Below are 11,221 nucleotides of genomic sequence, written 5' to 3'. Positions count from 1 at the left end.
CGTCACCTCCGTGGAGGTGACGGGCCGCTTTTCGTGGCTCTGCGAGTACTACTTCTGCAGGTGCTCGGCGTACATGCTCGTGCCCGGCTCGGCGAGCAGGGTCTGACCCAGGCCGATGCCCGCCGCGATCAGGGTCGGTCCGCCGACAGCGATGGTCCCGACAATTGCGCCGATGCCGGCGCCGGGAACGCAGCCGACAACGAGGAAACTGAGAGCGCCCGCGGCACAACCGAGGATGGTGCCGATGAGGCCGCCCGAGGCGGTGGCCACCGCAAGCTGTGCACCGAAGGTCTGCTGCGCGATCAGGTTCTCGGCAGGCGAGGCGATGTCCTTGATCGCGATGTTGCCGACGGTGCGGTCGCCGCGATCGGCCGGGGTGACCGACTTGGCCTTGCCCAGGTCGAAGATCGGGGTCAGGGTGACGGTCTTGCCGTCCTCGCTGATCTTCTGCTCCATCGGGAACTTGAGCGAGTTGAGCTGGAACGCCAGCGGCAGGCTCACGACGGCCTTGCCCGCGTTGTCCTGCAGCTCGATGTTCTTGCCGTCACCGGAGACCTTGAAGCCGCCCGCGTCGATGGTGGTGACGACCGACTGTCCCTCGACCTTCGAGCTCCAGTCGATGGTCTCGGGCGCTGCCGGTGCCGCGTACGAGGTGCCCGCACCCACACCCAGCGCCGCGATCGCCATCAGCGACGTCGCCGCGAACTTCTTCAGCCTCATCTACAAATCCCCTCTGGAAACCAAAATTGACACATGGGTCACAACACAGTCTCGGTGGAGACTAATCTGTGATTCTTCTGAGAACAAGGCGCAGCAATTGCCCGCCGAGCCGTTCGTTCCGCTCACTTCTCCGCAGGTCATCCGGCGAAGTTAGGTTGACCTGCGCTGAACCCCCCGAAAGGGCACAAATTACGGTGAGCGTGAGAACTCCTGTGCCTCGCGTCGGCCTCCCGCCGATGTGACCACGGACTCGACGTTGGCTCGGGATGCTACCGACGGGTAACTTAACCCGTGTTGGCGTTGCCGTCGTAGAAGGAAAGGCCGTGACATGAACGCCCTGACGATCACGTTGGGCACGATCGGCGCACTGCTCAGCCTCGTGTGTTGGGCCTCATTCTTGAGTGGGGCCTGGACCATGGGGAAGACGGTGCAGCTCGGTCAACCAGCCCCGGACCGCTGGCGCCCGTTCCTCCCCCGCTTCAAGCAGATGATCATCGAGTTCATCGCGCACACCCGGATGCAGAAGTTCCGCACCGTGGGCTGGGCGCACTGGCTCGTGATGATCGGCTTCCTCGGCGGCGCCCTGTTGTGGTTCGAGGCCTACGGCCAGACCTTCAACCCCGAGTTCCACTGGCCGATCTTCGGCGACACGTGGATGTGGCACCTCTGGGACGAGCTCCTCGGCATCGGCACCATCGTCGGCATCACCGTGCTGATCGTGATCCGCCAGCTCAACCACCCGCGGATCCCGGCGCGGCTCTCGCGCTTCGGCGGCTCGAAGTTCGGCCCGGCCTACTTCGTCGAGATCGTCGTCTTCGTCGAGGGCCTCGGCATGGTCATGGTGAAGGCAGGCAAGATCGCCACCTACGGCCACGCCAACCCGTGGACCGACTTCTTCACCATGAACGTCGCCAAGCTGCTGCCCGCCAGCGCCGTGATGGTCTCGATCTTCGCGTTCGTCAAGCTGATGTCCGGCATGATCTGGCTGTACATGGTCGGCCGCAACATCACCTGGGGCGTCGCCTGGCACCGCTTCTCCGCGTTCCCGAACATCTACTTCAAGCGTGAGGACGACGGCGGCGTCGCCCTCGGCGCCGCGAAGCCGATGATGTCCAAGGGCAAGGCCCTGACCATGGACAACGTCGATCCGGACACCGACACCCTCGGTGCGGGTCAGATCGAGGACTTCTCCTGGAAGGGCTGGCTCGACTTCACCACCTGCACCGAGTGTGGCCGCTGCCAGAGCCAGTGCCCCGCCTGGAACACCGGCAAGCCGCTCTCGCCCAAGCTGCTGATCATGTCGCTGCGCGACCACGGCTACGCCAAGGCGCCGTACCTGCTCGCTGGCGGCCGCAAGGACATGGGCGGCGACGAGGTCGGCCTGGTCGACGCCGACGGCAACGTCAACGAGGCCGCGCTGGCGAAGATCCCCGAGGCCGCGCTCACCGAGGCCGGCCGCAAGCTGGTCGGCGAGACCGTCGAGGGCGAGCTGGCTCCGGTCATCGACCTCGAGACCCTGTGGTCGTGCACCAACTGTGGCGCCTGCGTCGAGCAGTGCCCCGTCGACATCGAACACGTCGACCACATCATCGACATGCGCCGCTACCAGGTGCTCATCGAGTCGGAGTTCCCGTCCGAGCTGGCAGGCCTGTTCAAGAATCTCGAGAACAAAGGCAACCCCTGGGGCCAGAACTCCAAGGACCGGCTCAACTGGATCAACGAGATGGACTTCGAGATCCCCGTCTTCGGCAAGGACGCGGACACCTTCGAGGACTACGAGTACCTGTTCTGGGTCGGCTGCGCCGGTGCCTACGAGGACCGCGCCAAGAAGACCACCAAGGCCGTCGCAGAGCTGCTCGCTACAGCGGGCGTGAAGTTCATGGTCCTCGGCGCCGACGAGACCTGCACCGGCGACTCCGCTCGCCGCGCGGGCAACGAGTTCCTGTTCCAGCAGCTCGCGATGCAGAACATCGAGATGCTCAACTCCGTGTTCGACGGCGTCGAGCAGTCCAAGCGCAAGATCGTCGTCACCTGTGCGCACTGCTTCAACGCGCTCGGCAACGAGTACCCGGAGGTGGGCGGCGACTACGAGGTCGTCCACCACACCCAGCTGCTCAACCGCCTGGTGCGCCAGAAGAAGCTGATCCCCGTCGCCTCCGTCAATGAGGACGTCACCTACCACGACCCGTGCTTCCTGGGTCGCCACAACAAGGTGTACGACGCCCCGCGTGAGCTGATGGCCGCCACCGGCAGCAACCTCAAGGAAATGCCGCGTCACGGCGAACGGTCCATGTGCTGTGGCGCCGGTGGTGCGCGCATGTGGATGGAAGAGAACATCGGAAAGCGCATCAACGTCGACCGCGTGGACGAGGCACTGTCCACGGATCCGAAGAAGATCGCGACCGGCTGCCCCTTCTGCCGCGTCATGCTCACCGACGGCGTCACCGCACGCCAGGAGTCGGGCCAGGGCGAGGGCGTCGAGGTCGTGGACGTCGCGCAGATGATGCTCGAGTCCATCACCCGGCTCGAGCCGGCGGAGCTGACCGCGAACATCAAGGTCGAGCCCCGCGTCAAGGCAGCGGCCCCCGTCGCCGAGGCCGCCCCGGTCGCCGAGGCCGCTCCGGCTGCTCCGGCTGCGGAGGCCCCGGCCGCCGCACCTGCCGCCGCGAAGCCCGCGGTCAAGGGCCTGGGCATGAAGGGTCTGGCCAAGGCCCCCGGTGCGAAGGCTCCTGGCGCGAAGGCTCCGGGCGCCAAGCCCGCCGCTGCCGAGGCTGCTCCGGCCGCCGAGGCCGCTGCGGCTCCTGCCGCCGCTCCGAAGGGCCTCGGCCTCAAGGGTGGCGCGAAGGCACCGGGCAAGGGTCTGGGCATGAAGGGTGGAGCCAAGGCTCCGGGCGCCAAGCCCGCCGCCGCTGCTCCCGCCGCCGAGGCACCCGCCGCCGCCGCTCCCGCAGTTGCCGAGGCACCCGCCGCCGAGGCCGCTGCTCCCGCCGCCAAGCCGAAGGGTCTTGGCCTCGCGTCCGGCGCCAAGGCTCCCGGTAAGGGTCTGCAGATGAAGGGTGGAGCCAAGGCTCCCGGTGCCAAGGCTGCCGCTCCGGCCGCCGCCGCACCGGCACCTGCGGCCGAGGCTCCGGTTGCGGAGGCCCCGGCCGAGGCTCCCGCCGCTGCGGCACCGGCCCCCGCCGCCCAGGCTCCGGCCGCGCCGCCGCAGCCGAAGGCTGGCGGGCTCGGGTTCAAGGCCGGCGCCAAGGCCCCGGGTGCACGCAAGGCCGCCCCGGCCGCCGCCGCGCCCGCGGCTCCGGCCCCGGCTGCCCCCGCCGCCGAGAGTGCACCCGTCGAGGCCGCACCGGTCGCCGAGAGTGCACCTGCCGACGAGGCTCCCGCCACCAACGGTGCAGCTGCGGACAACGGTGCTCCTGCCGCTGAGGCCGCACCTCTGCCCCAGCCGAAGGCAGGCGGACTCGGGTTCAAGGCCGGCGCCAAGGCCCCGGGCCGCAAGAAGTAGCAACACCCAGCAACGCGCCCCCACCGACTCGGTGGGGGCGCGTTCTGTTTCGGCGGCCACCTGCACACCCTTTCTGCGGCCGTCACACGGCCAATGCACGCCGACTACGGGTGTGCGCGCGCTAAAAGGGGTGTGCGATCAGGGGTCCGGCGGTCGTGTACAGGGTCAAGGTTGTCCACAGCCCAGAGGGATTGCCCAGTCCGACCCCTGTCCTCCGCCGAGCCGGGGTGCACGATGCCGGTCATGGGCGAGATCATCCGCCGACCCGAGGCACTGCAACGCGGTGCAACCGATCGGCAACTCCAACGAATGTGTACGAAGGGGAGCTGGCGTCGGCTGCGTCCGGGATCCTTCACCGACCGCGGACAGTTCGACGCGCTCGACGCCGTGGGTCAACATCGGATGCTCGCGGAGTCGATGATCCTCGCATCGTCTTCCAACGCAGTACTCAGCCATCAATCCGCTGCCGTCATCCACGGCCTCGAGCTGTGGAACACACCCCTGCTGCGCGTGCACCTGACCCGTGATCGCCGCACCGGTGGCCGCACATCGGCGGTCCGTCACGTCCACTCCGCCCCGCTCGATGCGTCGGAGGTGATCGAGGTCGATGGTCTGCGGGTCACGTCACTGGCGCGCACGATCCTCGACCTCGCGAGGACACTGCCGTTCGAGCAAGTCCTGGTCGTCGGGGACCATGCGCTGCACAGCACTCCACTCTCGTCCGACGACCTCGGGGCGGCGGTCGCGTCGATCGCGGGTCGCCCCGGCAGCGCTGTCGCCCGACGCGTGCTCGGCCTGCTCGACGGCCGGTCGGAAAGTGTGGGCGAATCCCGTAGCCGGGCCCTGTTCCTCCGCCACCAGCTCCCACTCCCGGAACCGCAGCCGAATCTCTACGCCGCGGGAGGAGCGCACCTCGGCCGCGTGGACTTCCTCCTCGAGGAGCTCGGTGTCGTCGGCGAGTTCGACGGACTGTCGAAGTACGGCAGGCTGGTACCGGATGGCCAGACCCCGGCGGACGTGGTGTGCGCGGAGAAGCTACGCGAAGACGCGATCCGGGCGGAGGGCTGGGAAGTCGTGCGGTGGACCTGGAACGATCTGGCCACCCCACCGAAGCTGATCCGACGGGTTCTCGACGCAATCGAGCGCGCCCAGCCGCGGTCGGCGCCGAGTGGGACGGTGACGTACACCCCGCGGCCATGAGTAGCCGGGGCAGTCACGACCACTGCCCTGCACACACCTTCTGCCGCCGACACACCCCCAGTACACGCCCAATTCGGGTGTGCCGGCTCGAACCGGTGTGTGCGGGCGACTCGTGGCCCCGGCCGACAGCGGGCCTACGGACGCCAGAGCTCGAGCCGCGGGATGCCGGGCGTCTCGAAGCCGAGCACCTGGCCGTAGAACGACAGTTCCGCCTCGCGCGAGCTGACGATGGTCTCCACCTTCCGAAAGCCGTGCGCCTCCCCCTCGTATGCCAGGTACGCGTGCGGTATGCCCTTGCGCACCATCGCGTCCCGGAACCGCTCCGCCTGCGACGGGGGCACGATCGGATCGGAAAGGCCCTGCAGCAGCAGCACCGGGCAGGAGAGCCCGTCGACGTTGTTCACCGGCGCCCGTCGCGCATAGAGCTCCTTGCTGGCCGGCAGCGGACCGATCAGGCCGTCGATGTACCTGGACTCGAAATCGTGCGTCTCCTGGACGAACAGCTCGAGCTCGGCGACGCCGTAATACGAGGCACCGCAGGCGAACACGTCGGAGGTCGTCAGCGCCGCAAGCACCGTCCAGCCGCCAGCCGAACCACCCTCGATCGCGAGCCGCCGCGGATCGGCCATCCCGACGTCCGCCAACCCGCGGACGGCGGCGATGGTGTCCTCGACGTCCACGATCCCCCACTGCCCACGCAGCCGGTTGCGGTACTCGCGGCCGTATCCGCTCGATCCGCCGTAGTTCACATCGATCACACCGATCCCGCGGCTGGTGAAGTACGCGAACACCATGCTCAGCGCGGGCGCGACGTGCGCGGTCGGGCCGCCGTGCACGAAGGCGACGTACGGCGGCAGCTCCCCGTCCACCCCCGTGTAGTTCGGGTTGCGCGGCGCATAGGTGTACGCGTGCACCTCACGTCCTTGTGGCCCTGTGACCGTGATCGGTTGCGCGGTGGGCAGATATCCGACGTCGGGCAGATCGTCGACGCCGAGCCGGACGTCGGTGACCGCACCCGTGCCCAGGTCCAGCAGCCGCAGCCCGCCCGGCGTCTGCGCGCCACCGCTACGCAGCAGAACCCGATCGCCGCGCAGGTCCGTGATGCCGAGGGAGGTGAGGTCGCCGAGGTCGAGGTCCTCGATCGAGCCGTCGGACGGGTCGACCAGCGCCAGCCTGTCCGTGCCGACCGTGCGGGTGGTGAGTAGTCGACCGTCCGCCAGCTCGGTGTACCAACGGACACCGAGATGCCACAGGGGCGCACCGAAGTCCGCGTCCAGCGGGCACACGGGTCGCGGCGGCTGAGCACCGAGGTCCACCCGGTACAGGTTCCACCAGCCGCTGCGGTCGCTGATCGCGTAGAGGGAGCCGTCGTCGAACCACTGCGGCTGCAGCACCGACTCCTCGGGCCCGCCGAGCAGCACCCGGCCCGGGCCGCAGACTCCGTTCTCGTCGAGCTCGGCGACCCGCAGTTCGGTACCGTCCCAGGGCATCTGCGGGTGATCCCAGGCGATCCAGGCGAGTCGCCTGCCGTCGGGCGAGAGCCGCGGATAGGCCAGGAAGTGCGAGCCCGACACCACCGACCGCACCCGTGCTGGATCGCCGCCGCCAGAGCCGTCGAGCGGGATGGCGCAGATGTCGCGGCGCACCTCGCCGTCGGCCGAATGGGTCTCGCGCACGCACCACACCTCGTCGCCGACGATGCTCAGCTCGCCGTACCGCAGCCCCGCCCGGACGGCGGGCGGCGGTGTGAGCGGGATGGGGTGCTCGCCGGGGCGGAGCGTGTACACGCGTTGGTCGCTGAATTCCGCGAACACCAGGCGACCGTCGTGGGTGACCGTCCAGCCGCCGCCGCCGTACTCGTGCACCCGGGTGCGGGCGTTCCACGGCGGCGGCAGCACGTCCTCGGGCTCCCCGCGTCTGCTCGAGCGTCGGATCGAGGTTCGCCCGCCCTCGCTGGGACGCAGCTCGGACCACCAGATCTCCTCGCCGACAAAGTGGCCGGAGTCGACCGGGTGCCCGCTCGAGGCGAGGTCCGCGGCGGTGATCGGCGAGAGCCAGGAACCGTAGGGTGCGCGCTGTGGCATGCGGTCCAACTTAGGCCGCGTCGCCGACAACGTGGGCTCGGCGCGCGAGCCGCGTCACGCCGGCAACCACGCCCCGTGCAACCCGGCGGGCACTCGGAGCGGCAACCGCACCCTGCCGAGCGGGCCCGATCCTGGGTCCTCGGCGGGGAGTACGCAGAACCACGACGACATGTCGGCGCGGTCGGTGCCGATCATCCCCCAGTAGTCGTGTTCCGCGCCGGGCATGAAGATCGGTTCGCCCACCGTGAGGCTGTCCGGATCCCAGTGCGCCTCGGATCCCGATGGGTCGAAGAACCACAGCGAATCCATCGGGCCCTCGCGGCCGGCGAGCTTGCCGACGGTCGCGACGGTGCCGTGGCCGCGGGTGAGGCTGCGGTCGTCGATGCGGGGGAATTCGACGTCCCTGTCCGACAAGGCCGTTCGCTGCACCGCGCCGGTCTCCGGATCGATCACCGCCCGCATCAGCGTGCCGACGTTCGGGCGATCGGCGTCGGCGAACCCGCCCGGGTACGACCATTGCGCGTAGTCGACGCTCACCCGCCCGTCGGGCAGGTCGAATCCGTTCGCGAAGTGCCACACCCAGAACGCCTCGCAGCTCGCCCACCGGACAGGACCGCCGTCGCGCGGGATCAGCGCCACCCTGGTGCCGTCGTCCGGCCGCCAGTCCAGTACCGACCCGCCGGTGAGCAGGCCGGCCATGTCGAACGCCAGCGGGCACACCAACAGCACGATGTAGCGCTCGGTCAGTGCCATGTCGTGGATCATCACCGCCTTGTCCATCCCCGCGACCGGTGCGGGTGGGCGGGCGGGCGAGCCGTCGGCCGCGACCACGGACCAGGTCAGGTAGGGCGGGTCGAGCAGGTAGTTGAACAGCACCAGCTCCCCGGTCGTCGGGTCGGTCTTGGGGTGCGCGGTGCTGCCGACCGCCATCGCGCCGTCGCAGCTCTCCGGCCCGAGGGTGCGCAGATCGGCCGGGTCGAGCAGGTAGGGCCGGGTGGTCTCGGCCATCGCCATCAGCCGGCCGCCGTGCCGGACCACGTTGATGTCCGGCAGCTCGCGCGGCGTCCCGGCCAGCTCGGGCCCGACCTCGGCCTCACTGGGGGTGTACAGGTCGGTCACGCCTGCCCAGATCGCGTGCCCGACCTTCTCCTCCGCCACCACCATCGGCGTCCGGACGAACCGGTTGGTGTACCGGGCGGCGCCGTCCGCCAGCTCGATCCGGTGCACCATGCCGTCGCCGTCGAGCGGGTAGACGTACCGGCCGATCGGGTCGAACCGCGGGTTGGGCCCGTTGCGCAGGTACGCGCCGTGCAGGTCCGACGGCAGCTCGCCGACGATCTCGAGGCCGCGGACGTCCACCTCCTCCCGCTGCGGCTCGAAGATCCCCGTCAGGTGCGAGTGGTGCGCGATGTCGACGGGCGCGGGCCGGGGAAAGCTCGGTGCGTTCATGGGAATGCCACTTCCGTGCGGAGTTCGTTCCGTCTTTCAGGGTCCTCTCCCCGAGTGCCGCCGAACAACGATTTGGTGGTGCGAACCGCGTCCGATCAGCGCGTTACCTGCGCCACATGCGGGGTAGCGAGAGAAATCCGCTTGAACCGGGGTGGCACCATGGACCGGTGACCGTCTCGGAGCCCTCCCACCACACCCACATCCAGCCGCGCGTGCTCAACCAGTCCGCGAAGCTGCAGAACGTGCTGTACGAGATCCGTGGACCGGTACACGCGCACGCCGCCCGGCTCGAGGCCGAGGGCCACCGCATCCTCAAGCTGAACATCGGCAACCCGGCCCCGTTCGGGTTCGAGGCGCCCGACGTGATCATGCGCGACATGATCGCCGCGCTGCCCACCGCGCAGGGCTACTCCGACTCCAAGGGCATCCTGTCCGCCCGTCGCGCCATCGTCACCCGCTACGAGCTGGTCCCGGGCTTCCCCGACCTCGACGTCGACAACGTCTACCTCGGCAACGGGGTGTCCGAGCTGATCACGATGACGATGCAGGCGCTGCTCGACAACGGCGACGAGGTGCTGATCCCGGCGCCCGACTACCCGCTCTGGACCGCGACGACCAGCCTCGCGGGCGGCACCCCGGTGCACTACCTCTGCGACGAGTCCGAGGGCTGGAACCCGGACATCGCCGACATCGAATCGAAGATCACCCCGCGCACCAAGGCGATCGTGGTGATCAACCCGAACAACCCGACCGGCGCGGTCTACACGGCCGAGGTGCTGAGCCAGATCGTCGCGCTGGCCCGCAAGCATCAGCTCCTGCTCCTCGCCGACGAGATCTACGACAAGATCCTCTACGACGACGCCAAGCACATCTCGCTGGCGACCCTCGCCCCCGACCTGCTCTGCCTGACCTTCAACGGCCTGTCCAAGGCCTACCGGGTGGCCGGGTACCGCTCGGGCTGGCTGGCCATCACCGGCCCGAAGGACCACGCGGCGAGCTTCCTGGAGGGCATCGACCTGCTCGCCTCGATGCGGCTGTGCCCGAACGTGCCCGCGCAGCACGCCATCCAGGTGGCGCTCGGCGGGCACCAGAGCATCGAGGAACTGATTCTGCCGGGCGGCCGGCTGCTCGAGCAGCGCGACGTCGCCTGGGAGCGACTGAACATGATCCCTGGCGTCACCTGCGTGCGGCCGAAGGGCGCGCTCTACGCCTTCCCCCGGCTCGACCCCAACGTCTACGAGATCCGCGACGACGCGAAGCTGGTCCTGGACCTGCTGCTGCAGGAGAAGATCCTGGTGGTCCAGGGCACCGGGTTCAACTGGCCCAACCACGACCACCTGCGCATCGTGACGCTGCCGTGGGCCCGCGACCTGGCCGTCGCGATCGAGCGGTTCGGCAACTTCTTGGCGGGCTACAGCCAGTAGGCGGAGCGCTGCCGACGTCACACCCCCGTTGACGCGATCACACACTCGATCGACGCCCAGAGGGTGTGTGAGCCCGTCAATAGGTGTGTGAACTCGGCAGGGGTTCGCCACGGCGGACGGCCGGCCCGATCGGCTACCGTCAGTGGGGTGTGCGCACCTCGGAATCTCCCAGCAGGACAGACCGCATGACCGGCGAGCCGCTCTCGGTCTACGACGCCATCCGGATGCGCCGCGACGTCCGCGCGGAGTTCACGGGTGAGCGGGTCTCGGAGGAGCAGCTGACCCGGATCCTGCAGGCCGGGCACTGCGCGCCCAGCGTCGGCAACACCCAGCCATGGGACTTCGTCGTCGTGCAGAAGCCCGAGACGCTGGACACGTTCGCCGAGCACGTCGCGGGCTGCAGGCGGAACTTCGCCGACTCCCTGCCGCCGGAGCGCCGCGCCACCTTCGACCCGATCAAGATCGAGGGCATCCAGGAGTCCGGCACCGGCGTGGTGGTGACCTACGACGCCAGCCGCGGCGGAGCCAACGCGCTCGGCAGGCACACCGTCGAGGACACCGGCGTGTTCTCCGCGGTGCTCGCGATCCAGAACATCTGGCTGGCCGCGGTCGCGGAGGGCATCGGCGTCGGCTGGGTGTCGTTCTACGACGAGGACTACCTCACCGAGCTGGTGCGGATCCCGTCCCCGGTGCGGCCCATCGCCTGGCTGTGCGTCGGCCCGGTGTCGGAGTTCCAGGAGACCCCCGACCTGGTCCGCTTCGGCTGGCGGGACGGCAGGCCGCTCTCCGAGGCCGTGCACCGCGAGAGCTTCTGAATCAGGACAACCGCCAAAAGCCACAAA

7 protein-coding genes are annotated in these 11,221 nt (G+C 69.2%); 4 read left to right on the top strand and 3 right to left on the bottom strand.

The annotated features are described in order from the left end of the window. Window positions 1–48: 48 nt before the first annotated feature. Window positions 49–720, bottom strand: coding sequence for an ammonium transporter (locus tag ACWFRB_RS22045; protein WP_269588437.1), 672 nt, complete (start codon window positions 718–720; stop codon window positions 49–51). Window positions 721–1,048: 328 nt separating this feature from the next. Here ACWFRB_RS22045 and ACWFRB_RS22040 point away from each other — a divergent pair, with 328 nt between their 5' ends. Both ACWFRB_RS22040 and ACWFRB_RS22035 read left to right on the top strand, forming a co-directional pair. Beyond that, entirely contained in the window at window positions 1,049–4,222 is a 3,174-nt protein-coding gene (locus tag ACWFRB_RS22040; protein ID WP_452643387.1) for a heterodisulfide reductase-related iron-sulfur binding cluster, read from the top strand. Window positions 4,223–4,465: 243 nt separating this feature from the next. After that, complete coding sequence (locus ACWFRB_RS22035; protein ID WP_452643386.1) at window positions 4,466–5,422, top strand: type IV toxin-antitoxin system AbiEi family antitoxin domain-containing protein; 957 nt, start codon at window positions 4,466–4,468, stop codon at window positions 5,420–5,422. 134 nt (window positions 5,423–5,556) lie between these two features. Here ACWFRB_RS22035 and ACWFRB_RS22030 read toward each other — a convergent pair whose 3' ends face one another. Together ACWFRB_RS22030 and ACWFRB_RS22025 are read right to left on the bottom strand one after the other, a co-directional pair. After that, window positions 5,557–7,506 (bottom strand): dipeptidyl-peptidase 5, encoded by a 1,950-nt coding sequence (locus tag ACWFRB_RS22030; protein ID WP_452643385.1) that lies wholly within the window; start codon window positions 7,504–7,506, stop codon window positions 5,557–5,559. Window positions 7,507–7,560: 54 nt separating this feature from the next. Next, complete coding sequence (locus ACWFRB_RS22025) at window positions 7,561–8,955, bottom strand: carotenoid oxygenase family protein (RefSeq protein ID WP_452643384.1); 1,395 nt, start codon at window positions 8,953–8,955, stop codon at window positions 7,561–7,563. A 116-nt stretch (window positions 8,956–9,071) separates the two neighbouring features. Here ACWFRB_RS22025 and ACWFRB_RS22020 point away from each other — a divergent pair, with 116 nt between their 5' ends. Both ACWFRB_RS22020 and bluB read left to right on the top strand, forming a co-directional pair. Next, a complete protein-coding gene (locus ACWFRB_RS22020; protein WP_452643383.1) occupies window positions 9,072–10,379 on the top strand; it encodes a pyridoxal phosphate-dependent aminotransferase in 1,308 nt (435 codons plus the stop codon). Window positions 10,380–10,564: 185 nt separating this feature from the next. Continuing rightward, on the top strand, window positions 10,565–11,194 hold the full coding sequence (gene bluB, locus ACWFRB_RS22015) for a 5,6-dimethylbenzimidazole synthase (RefSeq protein WP_452643382.1): 630 nt from the start codon (window positions 10,565–10,567) through the stop codon (window positions 11,192–11,194). Window positions 11,195–11,221 lie beyond the last annotated feature (27 nt).

This window comes from Rhodococcus sp. NPDC055112, from assembly GCF_053607505.1.
Note: the sequence above shows the minus strand (reverse complement) of the source record. Positions and strands in the feature narration are given on the sequence as shown.

Excerpts from the sequence above, each read along its gene's own strand:
- ACWFRB_RS22045 (WP_269588437.1), bottom strand. The coding sequence starts at position 720 with ATGAGGCTGAAGAAGTTCGCGGCGACGTCGCTGATGGCGATCGCGGCG.
- ACWFRB_RS22040 (WP_452643387.1), top strand. The coding sequence starts at position 1,049 with ATGAACGCCCTGACGATCACGTTGGGCACGATCGGCGCACTGCTCAGC.
- ACWFRB_RS22035 (WP_452643386.1), top strand. The coding sequence starts at position 4,466 with ATGGGCGAGATCATCCGCCGACCCGAGGCACTGCAACGCGGTGCAACC.
- ACWFRB_RS22030 (WP_452643385.1), bottom strand. The coding sequence starts at position 7,506 with ATGCCACAGCGCGCACCCTACGGTTCCTGGCTCTCGCCGATCACCGCC.
- ACWFRB_RS22025 (WP_452643384.1), bottom strand. The coding sequence starts at position 8,955 with ATGAACGCACCGAGCTTTCCCCGGCCCGCGCCCGTCGACATCGCGCAC.
- ACWFRB_RS22020 (WP_452643383.1), top strand. The coding sequence starts at position 9,072 with ATGCGGGGTAGCGAGAGAAATCCGCTTGAACCGGGGTGGCACCATGGA.
- bluB (WP_452643382.1), top strand. The coding sequence starts at position 10,565 with ATGACCGGCGAGCCGCTCTCGGTCTACGACGCCATCCGGATGCGCCGC.